The organism is Hamadaea tsunoensis DSM 44101 (assembly GCF_000428945.1).
Classification (GTDB): Bacteria; Actinomycetota; Actinomycetes; order Mycobacteriales; family Micromonosporaceae; genus Hamadaea; species Hamadaea tsunoensis.
The window spans coordinates 238,798-261,347 of the sequence record NZ_AUAX01000018.1; the positions used below are offsets into that span (position 1 = coordinate 238,798).

14 protein-coding genes are annotated in these 22,550 nt (G+C 72.7%); 5 read left to right on the plus strand and 9 right to left on the minus strand.

Going from position 1 to position 22,550, the window contains the following annotated elements; genetic code table 11:
- Positions 1-16 precede the first annotated feature (16 nt).
- Positions 17-2,785: an MXAN_6230/SCO0854 family RING domain-containing protein gene (locus tag G401_RS48260; RefSeq protein ID WP_051367126.1), complete on the minus strand. Its 2,769-nt coding sequence runs from the start codon at positions 2,783-2,785 to the stop codon at positions 17-19.
- Positions 2,786-3,006: 221 nt separating this feature from the next.
- Here G401_RS48260 and G401_RS0125085 point away from each other — a divergent pair, with 221 nt between their 5' ends.
- Positions 3,007-5,016, plus strand: coding sequence for a hypothetical protein (locus G401_RS0125085; RefSeq protein WP_034592994.1), 2,010 nt, complete (start codon positions 3,007-3,009; stop codon positions 5,014-5,016).
- A gap of 82 nt (positions 5,017-5,098) precedes the next feature.
- Positions 5,099-6,715, plus strand: coding sequence for a M61 metallopeptidase family protein (locus G401_RS0125090; RefSeq protein WP_027344649.1), 1,617 nt, complete (start codon positions 5,099-5,101; stop codon positions 6,713-6,715).
- 151 nt (positions 6,716-6,866) lie between these two features.
- Here the strand turns inward: G401_RS0125090 and G401_RS48265 are convergent, their stop codons facing one another.
- Both G401_RS48265 and G401_RS0125105 read right to left on the minus strand, forming a co-directional pair.
- Positions 6,867-8,153: an LCP family protein gene (locus G401_RS48265; protein ID WP_051367127.1), complete on the minus strand. Its 1,287-nt coding sequence runs from the start codon at positions 8,151-8,153 to the stop codon at positions 6,867-6,869.
- 1,495 nt (positions 8,154-9,648) lie between these two features.
- A complete protein-coding gene (locus G401_RS0125105) occupies positions 9,649-10,494 on the minus strand; it encodes a helix-turn-helix transcriptional regulator (protein WP_027344651.1) in 846 nt (281 codons plus the stop codon).
- Between the two features lie 102 nt (positions 10,495-10,596).
- Between G401_RS0125105 and G401_RS0125110 the strand changes: the two genes are divergently transcribed.
- The gene (locus tag G401_RS0125110; RefSeq protein WP_027344652.1) at positions 10,597-11,508 is read left to right on the plus strand and encodes an SDR family NAD(P)-dependent oxidoreductase; all 912 of its coding nucleotides are present in this window, start codon (positions 10,597-10,599) and stop codon (positions 11,506-11,508) included.
- Positions 11,509-11,703: 195 nt separating this feature from the next.
- On the opposite strand, the gene G401_RS53300 is transcribed toward G401_RS0125110, so the two are convergent.
- Positions 11,704-14,598: an AfsR/SARP family transcriptional regulator gene (locus tag G401_RS53300; protein WP_169734248.1), complete on the minus strand. Its 2,895-nt coding sequence runs from the start codon at positions 14,596-14,598 to the stop codon at positions 11,704-11,706.
- A 271-nt stretch (positions 14,599-14,869) separates the two neighbouring features.
- Here G401_RS53300 and G401_RS0125120 point away from each other — a divergent pair, with 271 nt between their 5' ends.
- Positions 14,870-17,536 carry a beta propeller repeat protein gene (locus G401_RS0125120; RefSeq protein WP_084557579.1) on the plus strand — a complete coding sequence of 889 codons (2,667 nt, stop codon included), beginning with the start codon at positions 14,870-14,872 and terminating at the stop codon, positions 17,534-17,536.
- On the opposite strand, the gene G401_RS0125125 is transcribed toward G401_RS0125120, so the two are convergent.
- The 5 genes from G401_RS0125125 to G401_RS0125145 form a co-directional block, all read right to left on the minus strand.
- Positions 17,482-17,811 (minus strand): hypothetical protein, encoded by a 330-nt coding sequence (locus tag G401_RS0125125; RefSeq protein WP_027344654.1) that lies wholly within the window; start codon positions 17,809-17,811, stop codon positions 17,482-17,484. The two genes, G401_RS0125120 and G401_RS0125125, sit on opposite strands and share 55 nt — an antisense overlap.
- Positions 17,812-17,826: 15 nt before the next feature.
- The gene (locus tag G401_RS0125130) at positions 17,827-18,498 is read right to left on the minus strand and encodes a class I SAM-dependent methyltransferase (RefSeq protein ID WP_027344655.1); all 672 of its coding nucleotides are present in this window, start codon (positions 18,496-18,498) and stop codon (positions 17,827-17,829) included.
- 18 nt (positions 18,499-18,516) lie between these two features.
- Positions 18,517-19,089, minus strand: a complete 573-nt coding sequence (locus tag G401_RS0125135; protein WP_027344656.1) for a TetR/AcrR family transcriptional regulator — start codon at positions 19,087-19,089, stop codon at positions 18,517-18,519.
- Between the two features lie 86 nt (positions 19,090-19,175).
- Complete coding sequence (locus tag G401_RS53305) at positions 19,176-19,652, minus strand: PH domain-containing protein (RefSeq protein ID WP_051367129.1); 477 nt, start codon at positions 19,650-19,652, stop codon at positions 19,176-19,178.
- A gap of 70 nt (positions 19,653-19,722) precedes the next feature.
- Positions 19,723-20,235, minus strand: a complete 513-nt coding sequence (locus G401_RS0125145) for a GNAT family N-acetyltransferase (protein ID WP_245601832.1) — start codon at positions 20,233-20,235, stop codon at positions 19,723-19,725.
- 195 nt (positions 20,236-20,430) lie between these two features.
- Here G401_RS0125145 and G401_RS0125150 point away from each other — a divergent pair, with 195 nt between their 5' ends.
- Positions 20,431-22,506: a HelD family protein gene (locus G401_RS0125150; RefSeq protein ID WP_027344658.1), complete on the plus strand. Its 2,076-nt coding sequence runs from the start codon at positions 20,431-20,433 to the stop codon at positions 22,504-22,506.
- Positions 22,507-22,550: the final 44 nt, after the last annotated feature.

Genomic DNA, 22,550 nt, shown 5'->3' on the forward strand with positions numbered 1-22,550 from the left:
CCGTCCGCAGCCTAAGTCATCGTTGAGCAGGCGCAAGGGGGACGAGGCCGGCGGCGAGATCGCCCGCGCCCGTGACCGTCCAGGGCGCGGCCGCCAAGCCGTCGACGAGGATCGCGGCCGAGCCCTCGGCGATGTCCGGGCCGGCGAGTTCCGCCAGCCGGGCGGCGTCCGTGGTCGCCGCGAAGACCCGTTGTCCCGCAAGCGATCCGAGGTCCGTCTCGATCCCGTCGGCGGCGCGTACGGCGGCCGGGGACGGGGGCACGAGGACGGCGTCGCCCGCCTCGGACACGACGACGATCCGGTCCGCGCGGGCGCACGCGTGCCACGCCGCGAGGTCGAGCAGCGTCGTGCGGCGTACGCCGGTGAAGTGCTCCCAGAGGTCGGCGGCGATCCGGCCGAGGCGCGGGCCGTGCCCGCCGATCTGGTGGCCGTAGCCGGGACTGGACAGGCTCGCGTCGACCCACATGACCTGGGCGCTCGGCACGTGCAGGATCATCGGGGCGAGGGCCTTGGCGTTGCCGCGCAGGCCGAAGCGCTGCAGGACCCGGGCGCCCTCGAACTGGGAGCCGTCGCGCCCGGGCCGGGAGAAGCCGGCGAACGCGTCGGTGAGCTGCTCGAACGGGACGTCGTTGTAGCTGTAGACGACCGGGACGGCCCAGGTGGCGCCGGCGGCGCGCAGGCGGGCCCGGTGCAGGTCGAGGAACTCGGTGGCGCCCAGCGGGGGCGGCGCGGACGTCAGGTCGCCCGAGTGGATCGCGGCGTCCGTCGCGAACCGCAGGTTCGTGAAGTCGCAGTGGCCGACCGGGTTCCAGGCCTCGTCGTAGAACCCGCAGGACAGGTCCAGGTCGACCCGGGCCGTGGCGGTGTCGGTCCAGTGCAGGAACAGGCGCAGCACGTCGAGGTCGGCCAGCGTGCGTACGCTGCCGCGCGGCCAGCCGGCCAGCTGCTGCGAGGACGCCCGTTCCCGCATCGGGGCCGGGACGGCGGCGAGCCCGAGGTCGAGCACGGCGACGTCGAACCGCTCCAGGCCGGCGGCCCGGCGGACGAGTTCGGCGTCGGCCGCCGCCCGGACGGCGGCGATGGTGTCCGAGGCGAGCCTGGCCCGTCGCTCGTACGCCGTCCAGGTGCGGACCACGTCGCCCTTCGGGAAGAAAGTACGGCGGGGCGTGCCGGGCTTCGGGCCGTAGTCGGGTTCCGGCGCGGGACGGGTTCGCACGGGCTGGATGAGCAGGCGGCCGGACCCCTGCGGCCGCGCGGCGGCGGTCGCCACGGCGGCGGCCTGCTCGGCGAGGACCGTGCCGTCCCGCCCCGCCAGCGCGGCGGCCGCGCCGCCCAGGACCGCCGGCGACACCCGGGCGGCCGTCGAGCGTACGGCGTCGAGGATCCGGTCGCGCGCGTCGTTGTCGTCGCCGGCCAGGCGCAGCAGGTGGTCCAGCCGGCGCCACAGGTCGCCCGGCCGCCGGCGGAGCAGCCCGGTCACGGCCGGCACGTCACCGCACGCGAACGCCTCCTCGACGAGAGAGGCGAAGGTGCGTACGCGTACCGCCACGGTGTCATCGTCGTGAAAGGACAGTTCGACGTGGTCGGGATGCGCCGCGGCGGCGTCGGCCATCGCGGTCGCGAGCACCCCGGCGATCGGGGCACGCGTACCGCGGAGAGCCGCGAACGCCACCGCCGCGCGCGGGAACGCCGCGACCCGCTCGAACGGGTGCAGCCGCTCCGCGAGCCGCTTCCAGACCGTGGGGTGCCGGGCCAGATCCTCGGCGGCCGTCGGCAGGTCGAGCCCGTCCAGGAAGCCGAGCACCGCGCGGCGCAACGGCCGGGGGAGCGCGCGTACCCGCGGGACGACGGCGGTCACCTTCGGCTCGTCGACCGGACGCCACCCTTCCAGCGGTCCGTCCGCCCCTTCCGCACCCGGCAGCACCAGGCCCGCGTCACCGCCCGAGTACGCCCAGAGCGCGCGGGCCGCGTCGGTGGCCGTCGACCAGCGCGCGACCGCCTCGCCGAGAACCCGGTCGTACGCGGACGTCAGCACGGTCGCGTCCAGCGCCCAGGCGATGAGCAGCGCCTGGGTCTCCCGGGCCGGGACGGTGCCCGGCAACCAGTCCAGCCGTCCGGGGGCGGTCGCTTCCACCAGCGTACGCAGATCGGCCGCATCGGCCTCGTTCAGCGCCGCCGGCCGGGCGACCAGCTCGTCGCGGACGCGTACGACCGTCGTGTGTGGAGTGAGACTGAGCCGCCGCCAGCGCACGGGCGGCGACTTCCGGCGGCCCGCCAGCCGGGGCGCCGTGACCCGCAGGTACGCGTTGCCGCCTGTGAGCCGGCGGCCGCAGATCGGGCAGGCGCTGTACGCGGCGGGGTCGAAGCACGCGACGCAGACGAGATGCCCGCAGGGGTCGAGCGGGTGGACCCCCTCGGCCGAGCCGCACAGGACGCACGGCGCGCCCGGCGACTGGAAGACGTGGGCCAGCAGGCGGCTGACGAACAGCGCCTGCGGCTCCGCCGGAGTGTTCGGGAAGGCGCGGTAGAGCGGCAGGTGCTCGCGGTCGGCGCCGGTGGCCGCGTCGGCCGTGGCCAGCAGCCAGTCACCCCAGCGGTTGCGCACGTCCGCGGCCAGGCCCGCGAACCGGGCCCGCAGCGGCGCGTCGAGCAGCAGGCCGCGGTCGGCGAGATCGGTCTCCAGCAGGACGACCCACTCGCCGCCGTCGGCGGGCGCGGGTACGGCGGCGTCCGGCAGCATGACCGCGTTCAGGCGGCGGACCAGAACCGTCGCGACCGCGTCCACGCGTGCCTCCCGATGTCGTCGCGGAAAATGAGGCCGGGGCGGAGAGAAGGAACGCTGAATCTGTCAGAGAGGGAGAAGGAAGCGCTCCAGGGAGCCGCCCCGGCCCGATGATCGTAGCGAGCGCGGGCGAGGGCGTCATCGAGTTAACCGCGGCTCTTGCGGGGCGGGCGTGCTCGGCGTAAGAACGGCAGCACCACTCCCACCCATCAAAGGAGATGCGTGTGACTTCCGCCCGAGGTGCGCGCGTCGTGCTGGCGCTGGTCGCCGTGACCGGTCTCGTCCTGGCCGGTCCCGCCGCCGCCGGGCCGCCCGCGGCCCCGCCCCAGCACGCCCCGTACGCCGCCTGCGATCCGCTCGATCCGACCGCCTGCCTGCTCCCGTTCCCCAACGACCTCTTCACGGTCCGGGACAGGTCCAGCGCGACCGGTCTTCGGGTCCACTTCGAACAGTCCTCGATGCCGGCCTCGGTGGCCGGCGTACACATCGACCCCACCGAGTGGAACCGGCAGGACGGGTTCAGCCCGGGCACGCCGATCCTGGTACGCGTACCCGGCCTGGACCCGGTGGCCAGCGGCATCGCGCCGGTGACCGACATCGGGCGGTCGCTGCGGCCGGACGCGCCGATCGTGCTGCTGAACACCCGCACGTGGCAACGTACGCCCTACTGGGCCGAGCTCGACGCGCACGCCGCCGCGCAACCGGACCGGCAGGTGCTCATCGTCCGCCCGGCGGTCGAGCTGGACGAGGCCACCCGGTACGTCGTCGCGGTCCGCAACGCGCGTACCGCCAGCGGGGACGAGATCCCGGCGCCGGCGGCGTTCTCGGCGTACGTGACCTCCGGCCGCGGCCCGCACGACGAGCGGGCGCAGGAGATGAAGCGCATCCTGGCCGACCTGACGGTCACCGGGGTGCACCGCAAGGATCTCTACCTCGCCTGGGAGTTCACGACGGCCAGCGAGCGGAACCTGACCGGCCGCCTGCTGGCGATGCGCGACGGCGCGTTCGCCGCCCTCGGGGACGCGGCGCCCGCGTACACGGTCACCGGGGTCACGGACTACACCGAGGCCCAGGACGCCCGCATCGCCCGCCAGGTACGCGGAGTCGTCGACGTGCCGAGCTATCTCACCGGCACCGGCGGCCCGGGTTCGCGGCTGCACTACGACTCGGCCGACGCGGACGCCGTACCGACACCGTCGGGCGGCACGGTCGCGGCGGACTTCGTGTGCAACATCCCGCGCGGCGCGAGCGCGGCGCAACCCGCGCACCTGTCGCTCTACGGCCACGGCCTGCTCGGCGCGCCGACCGAGATCAACGCCGGCAACGTGAAGGACATGGCGTACGGGCACGACTTCATGTTCTGCGCGACCAGCTGGATCGGCATGGCGGCCGCCGACGTGCCGTTCGTCGCGGGCACGTTCGCCGACCTCAGCCGCTTCCCGGCGGTCGCCGACCGGCTCCAGCAGAGCTACCTGGACTTCCTGTTCCTCGGCCGGGCGATGGACCACGCGGCCGGCTTCGCCGCGAACCCGGCCTTCCAGGACGCCGACGGCAAGGCCCTGCTGGACCTCGCGGGCGGGCTGCACTACGACGGCAACAGCCAGGGCGGCATCAACGGCGGCGCGCTCACCGCGGTCGCCCAGGACTGGACGCGGTCGGTGCTCGGCGTACCGGCGATGAACTACAGCACCCTGCTGCAGCGCAGCGTCGACTTCGCGCCGTTCCAGCAGATCATGGACCAGGGCTACCCGGACAAGGCCGACCAGCAGATCATTCTCGGCCTGCTGCAGATGCTGTGGGACCGCTCCGAGGCCGACGGCTACGCCCACCACCTGACCCGCCGACCGCTGCCGGGCACGCCGGTCCACCAGGTCCTCATGCACGTGGCCTTCGGCGACCACCAGGTCTCCCCGGCCGCCGCGCAGGTCGAGGCCCGCACCATCGGCGCGCGCCTGCACCTGCCCGCCCTGGCCCCCGGCTGGTCGGACGAGACCGTGCCGTTCTGGGGCATCAGACCCGTCAACCACTATCCGTACGCCGGGTCGGCCATCGTGGTCTGGAACAGCGGTCTGGCGTACGCGCCGCCGCCGACGAACCTGGCACCGTCCGATCCCCGGTACGGGCAGGATCCGCACTCGTTCCCGCGTTCGCAGGCGGCAGCGCAGCAGCAGAAGGCGACCTTCCTGCTGACCGGTCAGGTGATCGACGTGTGCGGCGGAGAACCCTGCGCGTGACACGCGGAGCGGGGCGCCCTCGTCCGGGGCGCCCCGCCATGGTGGTGGCAATCGGCGTACGCAGGTGATCTAGGGTGCCGGGATGGCTCATCTCAGCGTGACCTTGACCGTGGGCGCGCCCGGCGTGCTGGTGACGTGGTCGCTGGACGGCGTCGCGGTCCCGGCGGGCGGGCCGGTCGGCCGGTTGCCGGTCGCGGTCGCCGGGGCGCCGACCCTGCGGCTCGCCGACGATGCGGTCACCGCGGTGGACGACCTCGGGCCGCTGCCGCTCGTCGCGACCGTGGCCGAGGAGGACGGCGAAGCGGTGCGCCGCTGGACCGCCGGGCGGGCGGCCCAGGGGCGGATCACGCTGTCCCACCCCGCCGAACCGGTCGCCGCCGAGCCGGGGCCGGCGACCCCGCCGCTGGAACTGCGCCGGGAAGCCGGTGGCCTGTCCGGCGCCGTGAAGTGCTTCGTGATCCTGCCGCCGGGACCGGAGGAGCTCACCTTCGACCTGCGCTGGGACCTACCGGCGGCGGGCCGCTGGACGGCGGTCACCAGCCTGGGCGAGGGCGGCGAGGTCGCGGGCGCGGGCCTGGAGCGGCTGGGCGACACCTATGTCATGTGCGGCGACCTCGCGGATCGTCACCACCGCGACGGGGAGTTCTCCGTGTGGTGGCTGGCCGATCCGGGCATCGACGTCCAGGCCTTCGCCGACCGGCTCGGGACGACATACCGGATCATGGCCGAGGCGTTCGGCGCGCCGGCGCACGCGTACCGGGTGTTCCTGCGGGGGCATCCGCATCGGGGGGCCAACGCCTCGGCGCATCCGGCGTCGTTCGTGATGGCGCTGAATCCCGCCCAGCCCCTCGGCGCGGCGTCGCTGTACGAGACGATCGCCCACGAGCTCGTCCACGAATGGCTGCGGCTGGACGGCGCATCCGAGGACGTCACCTGGTTCGTCGAAGGGGCGGCCGACTACTACTCGCTCGTCCTGCCCTGGCGCGCCGGGCTGATCGGCGACGAGGAGTTCCTGCGCGCGGTCAACTTCGAGGCCCGCGAGGCGTACGCGAATCCGCGCCGTCACCTCGACCTCCGGCAGGTGCAGCAGGTGTTCTTCTCGGATTTCCTGGCGCACCGGCTGGCGTACGCGCGCGGCCTGTTCTACCTGGCCGACCTCGACGGCCGGCTGCGCCACGCGACCGGTGGCCGGCAGAGCGTCGACGACGTGGTGCGAGGCGTGGTACGCGCCCGCGCGACCGGCGAGCGGGTCGGCGTCGAGCAGTGGTGCGCCCGCGTCGGGGAGTTCCTGCCCGCGGCCGAGCAGCCGATCCTCGACGCGCTCGCGTTCACCGGTGCCGGGCGGCCCGCGCCGGACTGCTTCGGCCCGGGTTTCACCGGCGAGGTGATCGACGTTCCCGTGCCCGATGTCGGTTTCGACCCGTCCACCTTCATCAGCCGCGAGGTCCGGGGGCTGGTGCCCGGCGGCCCCGCGGACCGGGCCGGCCTGCGCGAAGGCGAGCGCCTGGACCTGCCCCGGTATCCCGACATCGTCGGCCTCGATATCGGCGAGGGTCTGGAGGTCGGCGTGATCCGGGACGGCGCGCCGGTCCGGATCACGATTCCCATGTCCGGTGGGACGGCGCCGGTGCCGCGGTGGCGGACGGCCGTGGCCGTGCCGGGCGCCGCCCCGACCGGAGGATCGTGGCCAGGCCGATGACGACGAGCGCGAGACCGATCAGGCCGAACGCCCCGATCAGCAGGTAGGTCTGGGTGAGGCTGAGCCCGGACAGCCAGCCGGGCAGGGCGGTCGTACGCGTCGCGGCGCCGGCCACCCGGGAGAGGTCAGTCATGAGGGGGACCAGGCTTCCTTAGTGGACGGTCGGGCTCGGCGTGGCCGAGGATTTCGCGGACGGCGCGGCGGCGGTGTTGGCGTTCCAGGACGGATGCGCGGCGACGAACGCGCCCACGTGGTCGTCGGCGGCTCCCTTGTCCGCCCGCACCGCCTGCAGCAGGGCCAGGCTGTCGGAGTTCAGCCCCTGCACGGAGCCGGGGATGTCGCTGCCGGTGTAGCGCACGTACTGGCCGCCGTTGGTCTTGATCGTGGTCATCGCGTCCGGGCCGATCCCCTTCAACGTGAAGATCCAGTCGTTCATCGGTATGCCGCCGCCGTCGAAGGTGAACGCCGACCCGATGGCCTGGATGAAGCCCGACAGCTTGAACGGGTCGGACAGGCCCTGCTGGTAGGACTGCTGGAGCACGGCCCGAATGAGCTGCTGCTGATGGCGCTGGCGCCCGTAGTCGGTGCCGACCAGGCCGTCGCGGCAGCGCATGAAGTCCAGGGCGTCGTACGGGCTCAGGTGCTGCCATCCCTTGCGGTAGACGACCTCCTTCACCCCGGGCAGGGTGCACTTGTCCGGCGTGGAGTCGAAGGTAAAGCCCCTCGGGCACGTGGGTACGCCGGTGTCCGGATTGATGTGGTACGGCGCGGCGTGCTGTTTCGGATCGTTGTTGATGTATCCGTGGTGGATCGAGTACGTCGTCTCGTCGACGTACATGGTCACGCCGCCGAGCTGCTGCACGATCTTCTCGAAGCCGGTGAAGTCCACGATGGCCCCGGCGTTGAAGGAGATCCCGTAGTTCTTCTTGATGGTCAGCGCCAGCAGCTCGAACCCGCCCGGTACGCCGCCCCCGTGATTCGAGCCGTACACGAAGGCAGCGTTGATCTTCGCCGAGCCGCCGGGGAAGCCGCTCTTGGCGTACGCGGGGATGCGGACGCCGGTGTCGCGCGGCAGGGAGACAAGGTAGATGCGATCGTGGGACGCGGGCACGTGCGCGATCATGATCGTGTCGGTGCCGCCGGGGCCGTTGTGCCGGCTGCCGCCGTCGAGCCCGACGAGCAGGATGTTCAGCGGCCCGCGGATGGTGGAGCCGTCGAAGCTGGGGGCGGCGTCGCCCAGCAGGCTCTGCTGGTGCACCGAAGAGTCCACCTTGCCCAGCAGGGACCCGACCGCCGCGAAGGCGGCGCCGCTGCCGATGAGCATCAGCGCGCCGAGGACGACGATGAGCTTCGCCCACAGCGGAGCTTTACGCCGCCGCCCGGCGGGAGCCGGGGCGGTACGGCCGGAACGGGAGCTGCGATGTGCTGAGACGGTCATGCGGAAACGAGGTCCTTCACGATCGGCGGACACCGGGATCGGCTACTCATATGACGTACCCCTGAGGTCGGAACGTTGCCCACCCACCCAAAGACAGATCAAATTCAAGATCTTTTTGTCCCGGGTTCGTCGATCTCGCCTCCGCTCCTCGCGCGGGAGACCGTTCCGGCCCTGGGGGGCCTCCACTGCCAGGTGGGTGGGGCGACGCATCCTTCGCCGTCGTCCGGTCACCGTTTCACCCTGCACCCCGGGCCTTTGTCGCGACTGTCCGACTTGTGCGTGGGGTAGCCGGCGATCTTGCGCGAATGTCTCGGATTTCGTCCGGTATACCCTAAGCGCCCGGACATTCGCGCAAGATCGCCGGCCGCCAGGAGGATCAGGGTCGCCGTCCGGCCCTGGTCGGCCCCTAGTCGGCCCCTGGTCGGCCCTGGGGGCCCGGGCTTTGTCGCGACTGTCCGACTTGTGGGCCGGCGGGCCGTCGAGCGGGGTGATCGTTTACGGCTGAGGTGTGAATATGGCCGCCCCGCGCATGATCGTTTACGGTTCCGGAGCGCGTTGACCGTCTCCGGCTACACCTGACGCGTCATCGATCATGCAGATCGGGCCGGAATTACACCTCAGCCGCAAACGATCAGCAAACCGACGACGGCTATCCACTAGGCGGAAGATCGTTCCCGCACCACGGACTCCGACCGAGGGTCGGACGGCTCAGGCGTGATCCACAGCGGCCCGGATGTCCAAACGCACCCCCCGCCCATGATCCAAAGCGCTTCGGATGCAGGAAACCGGCCCCTGGCGACATCTCGGCCGCACTGGATCGAGGGAGTAGCCCCGAAAACTACATCCCACCCGCAAACGATCATCGCGGCCTGATCCGGCGTCGCCATACCGGACGGTCGCACCGCCCGACCGTGGGCGATCTTGACGGATGCCCGGTTGTCCACGTGGTTGATCTCTGCCGACGTCGACAACCGGACATCGGTCAAGATCCGCCAGCCCGAGAAACCACCACGCCAACCCCGGCCGAACGTCCATATCAGACAGTCGCGACAAAGCCCGGGCCACCCAGGGGCCACCCAGGGGCCACCCAGGGGCCACCCAGGGGCCACCCAGGGGCCACCCAGGGGCCACCCAGGGGCCACCCAGGGGCCGACCAGGGCCGACCAGGGGCCGACCAGGGTCGGACGGCGACCCTGATCCTCCAGGCGGCCGGCGATCTTGCGCGAATGTCCGGGCACTTAGGGTATACAGGACGAAATTCGGGGCATTCGCGCAAGATCGTCGGCTACCCTCGCGCACGAGTCGGACGGTCGCGACAAAGTCCGGGGTGGAGGGTGAAACAGTGACCGGACGACGGCGGACGATGCGTCGCCCCAGAAACCTGGCAGTGGAGGCCCCCCAGGGCCGGAACGGTCTCCCGCGGGAGGAGCGGAGGCGAGATCGACGAACCCGGGACAAAAGCCCTTAAAGCCCTTAAAGCCCTTAAAGGTTTGGTCTACGCCACCAACGACTGGGTGCCGAGGACGATGGCGAGGGCGAGCCGTTCGGCGTCCTGCGTCCCGGGCTCCGCGGTGTAGACGGTGATCCGCAGGTCGTCGACGGCGACCAGGAGCGTGTCGCAGTCGAGCGTGATCCGGCCGACCGACGGATGGTCGATCGTCTTGCGCTTGGACATGTCCGGCAAGGGCGGCGGCGCGTCGGAGTCCCACAGCTCGGCGAACCGGGGACTCCGCGCGGTCAGGTCGGCGACGAGCTTGCGCAGCGAACGGTCGGCGGGGTAGCGGGAGGCGGTCAGGCGCAGGTCGGCCACCAGGCGGGCCTCGTGGTCGGCCTGCTCGCGTTCGGTGTGCACGACGCGGCTCTTCGGCCCGAGCAGGTTGCGCCAGACGGCGTTGCGTTCCAGGTCGCGCCACGTGCTCGTCTCACCCATGAGCGCGTCGTAGGGCGCGTTCGCCATCACCAGCGTCCAGGTCGGGTCGTAGACCACCACCGGGGTGTACGCGAGCCGGTCGAGCAGCCGCTGCACGCTCGGCGTCAGCCGGGACGGTACGACGCCCGGACCCGGAGCGGCGTGGCCCGCCAGCTGGTAGAGCAGATCCCGTTCGGGGTCCGACAGCCGCAGCGCCCGCGCGAGCGCCTCCACGACCTGCGCGGACGGGGCGGTCGCCCGGCCCTGTTCGAGGCGGGTCAGATAGTCGGCGGAGATCCCGGCGAGCGAGGCCAGTTCCTCGCGGCGCAGCCCGGCCGCCCGCCGTCGGCGTCCCACCGGTACGCCGACTGCCTCCGGCGCCGCCCGGTCGCGCCAGCGGCGTACGGTGCGGCCGAACTCCCATGCCTCCACGCCTTCCAGTATCGGCGGCGGCCGGCCGGCTGTCCTGGCCCTGGCAGTCCTACGAAAACCGGACGGCTGCCTGTTGCCGGCCGCCGGCGGTCCACTGGTGGCATGACATCCGTTCTGCTCACCGGCCCGACCCGTGGCCTCGGCCGCGCGACCGCCCTGGCGCTGGCCGCCCACCCGTCCCGGCCGGATCTGCTGCTCGTGGGGCGGCCCGGCGCGGCGCTGGCCGAGATCGCCGGCGAGGCCCGGGCGCTCGGCGCGAGCGTCCACGAGATCGGCGCGGACCTGGCCCGCCTGTCCGACGTCCGCGCGGCCGCCGCCACCGTTCGCGACCTCGTCGAGTCCGGCAAGGTACGCCCGCTCGGCGCGCTCGTGGCCAACGCCGGGGTGATGTCCGCCGACACCCGGCAGGCGTCGGCGGACGGCCACGAGCTGACGTTCGCGGTGAACCACCTGGCCCACGCCCAGCTGATCGGCGACCTGCTCGACGTGTTCCAGGCACCGGCCCGGATCGTGCTGCTCGGCTCGAACACGTACCACGCGAACTTCTGGCGGCGGCTGCTCGGCGTACCGGCGGCGCAGTGGCGTGACCCGGTGGAGATCGCCCGGCCGGCCGTCGGGGACGCGAACCCGGGCATGAAGGCGTCCGGCGTCGCGTACTCGAACGCGAAGCTCGCGGTGCTCTACTACGCCCACGAGCTGCAGCGGCACACCGGTCCGGGGATCAACGTCGCCGTCTTCGAACCCGGCTGGATGCCCGGCACGTCCCTGGGCCGCGGTACGCCCCCGGCCGCGCAGGCGATCGGCCGCGGGATCGCGCGGCTGCCCGGTGTCGCCACGCCCGAGCGGTCGGGACCGGTCCTCGCCTCGATGGCCCTCGACGAGCGGTGGGCGCACCTGCGCGACGGGGCGTTCGTGGTCCGCGACCAGGTCGCCGAGGTACGCCCGATCGCCCGCGACCGGCAGCGCGAGAGCCGCCTCTGGGCGGCGACCCGGGAACTGCTCGACCAGGCCTGAACCAGGCCTGAACCGGGCCTCAACCGGGCTTGAACTGTGCCGCCGCGGCGCTCTGCAACCGGGCTGCAACCGCCGGACCCCATCATCATTGCAGGTGACGAGCCGTGGATGCCGCGGCGCTCGCTTCAACGGGGGTTCTGTGCCGGGACGGTCCCGCCACGACACAGGAACTGGGGCGGCGCGGCTATCCCACGGTCACTGCTGCGCCCAGGCGAGCAGGTCGCCGGTCGGCTCGACGCCGATGTCGCGGTACAGCCCGACGGCCTCCAGCGCGGCCGTCCGGGCCGCGACCGGTTCACCCCGCGCGGCCAGGCACCGCACGAGATAGCGCAGGGTGTTCGCGGTCGCGACCGGCGTACGCAGCGATCGGGCGATGGTGAGCGCTTCGGTCAGATGGGCGTGGGCGCGGTCGAGATCGCCGCTGGCCGTCGCGACGCGGCCGGCCACGGTCAGGGTGGCCCGGACGACGGACGGGTGCATGGTGCTGCGCGCCGTCGACAGGGCGCGCTGCGCGTGCACCTCCGCCTCGTCGAGCCGGCCGAGCTGCATCAGGCAGGTGGCGATGACGCTGTCCATCCGGCACTGCCCGTCCTGCTCGTCGAGCGCCGCCGAGGCGTCGTACGCGCGCCGGGCGACGGCCAGCACCTCGTCCGGCGCTCCCCAGTCCTGCAGCGCGAGGGCAAGGCTGGCCAGGGCGTTGGCGGTACCGGCCCGCTGGCCGCTGCCGTCGAAGACGCGTACCGCCTCCTCCAGCGCGGCCCGCGCCTCGGCCAGTTCGCGCAGGTCGATGTGCAGGTTGCCCAGGGCGAGGTAGGTCCAGCCGAACTCGCCGATCGCCGGCGTGTCCGCGGGGCGCCGGGCGATCGCCCAGTCCGCGGCCGCCTTGGCCGCCCGGTAGCGGCCGAGCGCCCGGTAGGTCATCGCAAGCTGGGTCGCGGCCATCACGGTGCCGGGCAGGATCGCCGTGCGCGCGTACCGGCGGCGGGCTTCGGAGAGGTCGCGGGCGGCCAGCGCGAGCTGACCGCGCCCGCGCAGGCTGCCTCCGAGGGCCAGCAGCAGGGCCGCGCGCCCCTCCGGCTCCAGGTCGAGGGTCAGCTGATGGGTCACCGCCACGTCCCAGTCGGCGACGTAGCGGCGGAACCCCGAGAAGCTCGTCATCGAGGCGACCAGCCGCCACGACAGGTCCGTCCAGCCGCGCTCGGCCGCGTCGCGGACCGCCGCGAACACCACCTCGCGCTCGCGCTGCAGCCACCCCTCGGGGTCGTCCGGCACCCAGTCCGTCCCGCGCCACGCCGGCGTCGGGTAGGACCGGTTGCCCAGCGCCGCGTCCGCCCTGATCACCCGGGCGAGCATTTCCTCGTACGCGTACCGCAGCGCCGCGGCGTCGTCGGCGTCCGCGGTCTCGGCCGCGCACAGCTGCACCAGGTCGTGCAGGTGATACCGGCCGTCGCGGACGGTCGCCAGCGAGGCCTCGACGAGCTGGCCGAGCGCGGCCGGGACGGAATCCCCGCCGCCGGCGGCGGCCAGCAGCCCGGCGAGCCACAGCCCGGCCTCGGGGATCGGGACGAGGCTGAGCCGTCGCAGCAGGACGGTCGCCTCGGGGGGCAGCCGCTGCACGCTGGCCGCCACGACCGCGCGGATGGCCGCGTCGGGATCGTCCTGGACCGACAGCAGGTTCAGCCGGTCGGCCGCCAGCCGGTCGCGCAGGTCCCGCAGGCTCAGCGACGGCTGGTCGATCAGCTGGGCGGCGACCAGCCGCAACGCCAGCGGCAGGCCGCCGCAGCCGGCGAGCAGGTCCGCCGTCGCGGCCGGGTCGGCGTCGAACCGGCCGGCTCCGATCGCCGTACGCAGCAGGTCACGGGCCTCGTCGGCGGGCAGCGCGTCGAGTTCCAGCCGCCGTGCGCCCTCCCGGGCGACGAGTCCGGACAACCGGCTGCGGCTGGTGACGACGACCGCGTTGCCGGACCCGCCGGGCAGCAGCGGGCGTACCTGCTCGACGGAGGCCGCGTTGTCGAGCAGGACCAGCATGCGGGTGTCGGCCAGCCGGGACCGGAACAGCGCGGCGGCCTCGTCCTGGGTCTCGGGCACCTCGTCGCTCGGTACGCCGATCCCGCGCAGCAGCTCGTCGAGCGCGACCGCGGGCGGGGTCGGCGGCACGGGACCGTATCCGCGCAGGTTGATGTAGAGCTGCCCGTCGGGGAACCGGGGATGCGCGGCGCTCGCCCACTGGACGGCGAGCGTGGTCTTGCCGATGCCGCCGGTGCCCGAGATCGCGCTGACCACCGCGACCGCGCCCGGTTCGCCGGTCACGCCGTCGAGCCAGGCCAGCTCGGCCCGCCGCCCGACGAAGTCCGGCATGACCCGGGGCAGCTGCCGCGGTGGCGTACGCCCGCCGACGGGCGACGGGGCGGACAGGCCCGGGTCGCCGCTGAGGATGCCGGTGTGCAGCTCCTGCAGGGCGGGGGTGGGCTGGATGCCGAGCTCGGCCATGAGCAGCTTGTACGTGTCGCGGTAGACGTCGAGGGCGTCGGCCTGCCGCCCGCCGCGGTAGAGGGCGAGCATCAGCTGCCCCCGGAACGCCTCCCGGTACGGGAACTCGCCGACGGCCGCTTCGAGCCCGGCGATCGCCGCGGCCCCGGCGCCCTCGTCGAGCAGCGACTGGTGATGCGCTTCCAGCAGGTCGGCGCGCAGCTCGCCGAGGCGCCGGGCGGCCCAGTCGACGGCTTCGATGTCCCGGTGGCCGCGGAACGGTTCGCCCAGCCACAACCCCAGCGCGTATGCGGGCGGCTGCTCGGGACCGGTACGCCGGCCGGCCGCGGCGAACCGCAGGACGTCGACCTCGTCGGGCGCGACGACCAGCGAGTAGCCGGACGGCCCGAGCGTGACCCGGTCGTCGTCGCCGAGCGCCCGGCGCAGCCGGTGGACGTAGACCGCGATGGTCTTGCGGGCCGTCCGGGGTGGATCGCCCTGCCACAGCTCGTCGGCCAGCCGGTCGGGATCGACCGGGTCGCCGGAACGGGCCAGCAGCGCGGCGACCAGCCGGCGCAGCATCGGAGTCGCGGAGACGACCTGGTCATCCACTCGGATCACCAGGTCATCGAATGCGTCGATGCGCAGCACGCGTGTCCTTGACCGTCCGCCGCGGCGGTGTTCCGCCGCGTGAGCCGAACAATGTAGCGCATCCCGGCCAATGGGAACCCCCGGCCGAGGTCCCTCCCACAACGGAGCATCGCGGCGGCCAAGGTCGTCGATATCATCGACTGCTTCGCTCCTCGGTGAAACCGCCGTGCCGCAGTGACGGTCGTGCATCCATCCGGCGCTGTCACCGGTGAGGAGCGACCGCTCCAACAGAGGAGCTTTCATGCGTTTGCTGGCAACCCGCCGGCGCAAGGTCGTCGCGGGCGTCGCGGCGGTTCTGCTCGTCGGTGCGGGTGGTCTCGTGGCCACCAACGAGGAACTTCTGAGAGAGATCGGCATCCTGAGCGAGCCCGGCGCCGGTACGCCCTTCCACCCGCACGAGTTCGCCGAGATGATGGCCGGCGAGGCGGGCGAGAACCCCGGCGACGAGGCGTTCGAGGCGCTGACGATCGCGCAACAGTTCGCCGACGCGCGTACCGCACCGGGTGTCGTCGCGCCGGGCGCCTACGGCGCGGCCTACGCCCAGCTGACCGCGATGCCGTCCACCGGCGGTGCGTGGTCGGAGGTGACGCGGAAGGTCTACGACTCCGACGATCCGCGCTACCGCGACTGGTACTCCAACTCCAGCGGCGGCGCGGGCAACGTGACCGGCCGCATCACCGGCCTCGTCGCCGACGACTCCGGCCACGTGTACGCCGCGGGCGCCGACGGCGGCGTGTGGCGCTCGGTCACCGGCGGCGGGAACTGGACCCCGATCGCCGACGGCCTGCCCTCACTGTCGAGCGGCACGCTCGTCCTGGCCGGCGACGGATCCCTCTGGTACGCGACGGGCGAGGCGAACACCGGCGGCACCGCGTACGCCGGGTCGGGCGTGTACCGCCTCGCGGACCCGGTGCACGGCCGGTTCCAGCCGGCCGACCGGGTCGGCGGCGCCGAACTGGAGAGCACCGTCATCGCACACCTGCGCTTCGCGGCCGGTGTCGTCTGGGCGGCCACCAGCCGGGGCGTCTACAGCCACTCCTCGTCCACCGCGACCGGGGCCTGGACGCAGCAGTACGCGCCGAACCCCGCGTACCTGCCGGGCGGGGTGAGCCAGGCCGACCCGAACGCGCCCTACAAGAACATCGTCAACGACATCGCCCCCGACCCGAAGAACGCCAAGCACGTGATCGCGGCGGTCGGCTGGCGGTCGGGCGACGCGTACAACGGCTTCTACGAGACGCGGGACTACACGCAGGGTCCGTCGAGCTGGCACAAGGTCAACCCGGGCGGCGCGATCCCGGCCGACGACATCGGCAAGGTCACGTTCGCCTTCTCCGCCGACGGCGGCACACTGTACGCCGTCAACCAGTCGCCGAAGCTGCTCAACAAGGCGGTCGGTACGGTCAACAGCTACCTCGACGGCGTCTACGTCTCGCACAGCGGCGACCCGGCCGGGCCGTGGTCGAAGATCGCCGAATCGGAGAAGCTGGCCAACTCCGGCTCCGCCCTCAAGCAGTCGGTCGGCGGCAAGGGCTACGGCCCGGGCATCCAGGCCTGGTACAACCACTTCCTGCAGGTCGATCCGGCCAATCCGCAGCACGTCTGGCTCGGTCTCGAAGAGGTCTACGAGACGTACGACGGCGGCTCGTCCTGGAAGACCGTCGGCCCGTACTGGAACTTCTACTTCGGCTGCTGGGCCATCCACGACGCCGACAACAAATGCCCCGACAGCACCCACTCCGACCAGCACTCCATCGCGGTCGGCAGCTACCAGGGCAAGGCGTACGTCTACGTCGGCGACGACGGCGGCGTCTACCGCCGCCCGGTCAACGGCGCCACGAACGCCGACGGCCACGCCACCGACTGGCAGAGCCTCAGCGACGGCACCATCGACGCCCTGCAGTACTACTCGGTCTCGGTCGGCAAGGACACCTACAACGGCGCATCCGGCGTCGGGGTGACCGGCGGCCTGCAGGACAACGGCGCGTCGATCCTGCGGCCGGGCGACACGGTGATGGGTTCGCACTTCGGCGGCGACGGCGGCGACTCGCTGGTCAACCCGCAGAACTTCTGCCAGCAGGTCCAGGAGTACACCGCCCTGGCCATGTCGGTCACCGAGAACTGCGCGGTCAACCCGGGCGCCGACACGGTCGCGCAGGCGACGTCGTGGCGTATCCAGCCCTACAACGCCAGCCCCGGCGACGAACCGGCCCGGTTCATCGCGCCCTTCTCGCCGGACGACCGCAACACCAATGTCTGGGTGGCCGGCGGCCGGCACGTCTGGGTCAACGACCTCGGCTTCGCCATCCGCGACGGCAAGCAGTGGCGCAACGTGTTCGACCTCGGCGCCGGACACACCGCCACCTCCGTCGCGGTCTCGAACGGGACCGCGTACGTGGGCTGGTGCGGGCCGTGCAACAACGCCGGCTTCACCCGCGGGGTGGCCACCGGCAAGGTGAACGACCCGGCGAGCTGGCACCAGATCAGCCTGCCGGTCGACGGCACCGTGCCGAACCGCATGGTGCAGGGCGCGGTGGTCGACCCGGCCGACGGCAACCACGTGTTCCTGGCCGTCAACGGCTTCTCCCGCCGGTTCACCGAAGGCCCGGGAGCCGGTGTCGGGCACGTCTTCGAGTCCGCCGATGCCGGGGCGACCTGGTCCGACGTCTCGGCGAACCTGCCCGACGTTCCGGCCAGCTCGGTGAAGCTCCTGCCCGGCGGCGGCCTGGTCCTCGCGACCGACCTGGCCACGTTCTACCGCCCGGCCGGGGTGACGGCCTGGCAGCGGCTCGGGACGGGGCTGCCGCTCACGGCAGGGATGGACGTCGAGTACTCCGCGGCCGACAACTCGGTCTACGTGGCGACCCACGGCCGGGGCATCTGGAAGTTCCCGCTGAACCAGCTCTGAGGTTCAGCGGCGGCGTCCGTCCATCCATGGCGTGGACGGACGCCGCCACCTCGCGCCGCCGCGGACACGACGACTGAGAGGACCGTGACCGTGAGCAGGCCGTTCTGACGGCTCACCCCGCCGGTCAGGCAGGCCACGATGTCGAGGTCCGGGTACGCGGCGACGCGTTCCGACCCGCCGCCCTGCCGATAGCCGGCGGTCGCGATCGTCGGTGCCCAGCTGTTCGACGACCCCAGGGGCGGGGTGCAGTCGATGATGACCGAGCCGGTGCACACGATCGAACGGGGTCCTCAGGGGCGGTCGGCCGCCACGTAGGACATCATGGGCCGCAGGTCCGCCCGGCCGGTCACCGTGAATCCGGCTTCGGCGATCCACCCCGGCAGTTCCTCGATCGGGTTGTGCTGCATGGCGTGCCCGGTCATGCCGCCGACCAGGTGGCCGGCCAGCCGGTTGCGCGGCGGGCGGAAGTCGGCGATCACCAGGCGTCCGCCGGGGCGTACCAGCCGGAACATCTCCCGCAGGACGATCGCCCGATCCGCCGGCGGGATGTGGTGCAGGGCCAGGCTGGAGACGGCCGCGTCGAAGGCCCCGTCGGGCTCGTCGACCTGATCGCCCCCGGTGACGTGGAACTCGCACCACTGCGGTGATTCCCGCCGCGCGTACGCGATGACGGGCTCGGACGGGTCGACGCCCACCACGCGGCCGGTCGGGCCGGTGGCCAGGGCGGCGCGGCGGGTCAGGTAGCCGGTGCCGCAGCCGATGTCGAGGACCCGGTCGCCGGGGCCGATCTTCGCGGCCGCGACGATCCTGTCGTAGGTGGACTTGCGGCGGCCGAGGAAGCACAATCCGGCACAGCCTTCGTACAGTCGCGGGCGGACGATGAGGCCGCCCGCGTCGTCGGTGGCGCCACTCGGGTCGGTGTGGCCGCCGTGGCCACCCATCAGTTTCTGAGCCAGGGACATCGTGTACTCCTGAGCAGATCAGTCGGGTCGCAGGGCGGCCCGTACGGTGGCGACCAGGTTTTCCACCGCCTGGTCGGCAGGCAGTTCGCCGGCCGCGCTGTGCGCCGCGGCCGCGTGTGTGAGGCCGACGCAGACCGCCACCAGCCAGGACACGGGCTGGTCGGACCGGAACACGCCGGCGGTCCGGCCCCGGGCGATGACGTCGCCGACCTGCCGGAAGATCAGATCGTGATGGCCGGCCACGTCGGCGTGCTCGCCCCGCATCACGGTCACGAAGAACGCCCGGTGCTGCTCGATCAGCCGCCACGACGCGCGCAGCATGGCCTCCAGCGCGGCGTCGGCGGGCAGCGTGTCCAGATCGAGCCCGTCGAACGCCGTCTTCGCCCGGGTGACCAGGTGCACGGCTGCCGCGTGCAGCAGTTGCTCGCGGGACGCGAAGTGGCCGTAGAGCGTGACGCGGCCGACGCCGGCGGCGCGGGCGATGTCGGTCATCGAGGCGTCCGGCGACTGGCCGAACCGCTCGACCGCGGCGTCGAGGATGGCGGCGATGCTGCGTTCTGCGTCCGCTCGCCGACGTCCTTCAGCGATCATCGGCATCCCCTAACTCGAACACTTCTGTACGAGATGAAGGTACGCCGTCATCGCCGATAAATCAAACAGTGGTGTTCAGGTTGGGGCTAACCCCGGACGCGCTTGCGCTTCGCGGTCGTGGCCGGCACCGCCGGCTGGAGCCAGCGACGCAGCGTACGCGCGGAGTCGACCGCGTACTCGCCGTCCCAGCGCTGGATCGCCTGGACGGCAAGCGCGGTGCCGTCGGCGAGTTCCAGCCGCGGCCAGGGCCGGTCGCCGGTGTAGGTCAAGGCGCTGATCTGCTCCCGGGTGAGGCTGCGGCTCTCGCGCAGGTTGCGTACGCGCAGGGTGTCGGGCCCGAGGTCGACGCGTGGCCGGCCGGCGAACAGATAGAGCGCCACGCAGGCCAGCACACTGACCACCGCGACGGTGATCGGCAGCGCGGGACCGCCGGACCAGCTCACACCGCAGATCGCCGTCAGGTTCAGCAGGATCGGCACGGCGGCGAAGGTGACCCGGCGGGCGATACGCGGCCGGATGACGGTCGCCGCCGCCGAAGCGAGGGCGCCGGATGTGGCGGTCATGGTTCAGCGGGGCCTTCTGGTCGACGCGCGGGGGCACCCCATAGTAGGCGGCCCGGCCGGGCGACGGTCGTCACAGCCGCGTGGCGTGGATCCGTACGGGCAGGCCGGACCGGGAAACGGCCGCCCGCTCGAAGGGCAGGCCGATCTTCTCGGCGACCCGCTGCGAAGGCCTGTTGTCCGGGCGGATGATGGCGACGAGCCGCGCGGCGCGCAGAACCTCGCGCGCGTGGTCCCGGCACGCGGCCGCGGCCTCGGTGGCGTAGCCGTTGCCCTGCAGATCCGAGCGGACGTGGTAGCCGACCTCCAGTTCGGTCACGCCGTCGATCTCCTGCGGGGTCAGGCCGCAGTCGCCGACGAACTCGCCGGTGGCGCGGAGCGTGACCAGCCAGAGCCCGTAGCCGTGCTCCTGGTAGAGGCGCTCGTTCCACTCGATCCAGCCGAGCGCTTCGTCCCTGGTCTTCGGGCTGGGGTAGTGGCGCATCACCTCGGGGTCGCCGAGCAGCGCGGCCATGTCGTCCAGGTCGTCGACGGTCATCCGGCGGAAGGCGAGCCGGGGCGTCGGCGACGGCACCAGGTGACTCACGGACATCTCCCCGAGGCGGCGCGATCGCGCGGTGCGTGAGTGGTGGGTGAGGGGTGGGAAGGCTCGGTTTCCCCTTCCGCCGTCTCCAGTCTACCGGCCGGTCAAGTCGCACAAATCGCCCTGGATACCGATTTTGTGCCTCTGACCCGCACATATGCTCGACGAACCGAGCCGAGCACCGTCCAAGGGAGCCCTGTGTCCGAGGAAGAACGCCAGATCGCCATCGAGCAGCAAGTCGTCGACAAGGTCTACGAGCGCCTGGAGGTCATGCGTACGCAGACCCGGGAGCTGGAACGGGAGGGCTACGGACGGGCGGCCGGCGGGCCGGTCACCGGACTGGTCGAGCGCGACGCGATGGTGCTCAAGGCGGCGGCCAAGATGTCCGAGCTCAACGGACAGGAGGAGGGGATCGTCTTCGGGCGGCTCGACTTCGACGGCGGCGACACCTACCGGATCGGCCGGCTGGGCGTACGCGACGAGGACCGGGAGCCGCTCGTCGTGGACTGGCGGGCACCGGCGGCCGCGCCGTTCTACCGGGCCACGACCGGTGAGCCGCTCGGAGTGGACCGGCGGCGCGTCATCGTGTGCGACGGTCCGAAGGTGGTCGCGCTGGATGACGAGGTGCTGTCGGGCACCGAGGTCGAGGGCGTCGTCGGCGAGGGCGCGCTGCTGCGGTCGCTGACCCGGGAACGCGGCGAGCACATGCGCGACATCGTCACCACGATCCAGCGCGAACAGGACGAGGCCATCCGCGCGCCCTCCCACGGCGTCACGCTGATCACCGGCGGCCCCGGGACCGGCAAGACGCAGGTCGCGCTGCACCGGGCGGCGTACCTGCTCTACTCCGAGCGCGGCCGGTACGCCGACGGCCGCGTCCTCGTCGTCGGCCCCTCGACCGTGTTCACCGAATACATCGGGCGGGTCCTGCCCGGGCTGGGGGAGGACAGCGTCCACTTGCGAGCGATCGGGGAGCTGTTCGACGGTGTCGTCGCCACCCGGCGCGACCCCGCCGACGTGGCCAGGAGGAAGGGCAGCCTGGGCATGGTGCGCGTACTCACCGAACTGGCCTGGGACACGCCGCCGGGCGCACCGGACCGCCTGCGTACGCTGAGAAAGGATGATCTGGAAAGGCTGCGGGCCGAGGCGCGCAAGCGGTGCGAGGCGCTCGGGGTGAAGCCCAACGGCGGCCGGGCGATCGCGGCGGGCGTGCTCGCGGAGGCGCTCGACGGCGAGGACGTGCCGGAGGCGTTCCTGCGGGCGTGGTGGCCGGCGCTGACGCCGCGCGACGTGCTGCCCGCGCAGAACGGCGAGTGGACGGTCGACGACGTGCCGCTGCTCGACGAGCTGGCCGAGATCCTCGGGCCGCCGCAGCTGGAGACCGTCGCGGTGCCGGAGTGGAAGGCGCGCGAGCTGAGCAGCGGCGAGCGGATGGCCGAGACGTTCGTGCTCAGCTGGAGCCTCAACGACGGCTGGCAGCTGTTCGCGCCGGGCCTCGCGACCCCGATGGCCGCCTCCGGGCAGGCGCTCGACCACAACGACTACTGGGGCGCGCAGCGCTGGGCGTCGGCGATCATCGCCCGCGAGGGCCACAAGGTCGTCGCCTGGAACGACGGCTTCGACCCCTACGGCGAGGAGGCGTACGTGCCGGTCCTGGCCGAACCGCTGCCGGTCGCCGTGCCCGAGGAGATCGCGCCGGACGCGTACCTGCACGTCATCCTGGACGAGGCGCAGGACCTGTCGCCGATGGAATGCCGGATGATCGCCCGCCGCGCCGCGCACGCGTCGATGACGATCGTCGGCGACCTCGGCCAGGCCACCCATCCGCTGGCGGTCACCACCTGGCCGGAGCTCGTCCAGCGGCTCGGCAAGCACCAGCTGCGGATGCTCGACCTGCCGACGGGATACCGCGTACCGCAGGTCATCGCCGACTTCGCCGCGCGGGCCCTGGCGCCGGAGATCGAACCCACCCGCTCGTTCCGGCCCGGCGGGGTCCTGGAGATCCGGGCCGTGGACGACCTCGCGGCGGCGGTCGCCGCCGAGCGCGGCACGGTCATCGCCCCGGACCGGATCGCCGGCGCGCTCGGCGCCCTCCCGGTCAGCCTGGTCAAGGGACTGGAGTTCGACCGGGTCGTCCTCGTGGAACCGGCGGACATCGTCGCGGCGGAACCCCGCGGGATGAACCGGTTGTACGTGGCGCTGACGCGGGCGGTGGCGGAACTGGTCGTCCTGCACACCAAGCCGCTGCCCGACAACCTTCTCGACCCCGGCTAGGTCCAATGTAGACCGGGGGCTCTCGTCAGCGGGGCGCGAACGCC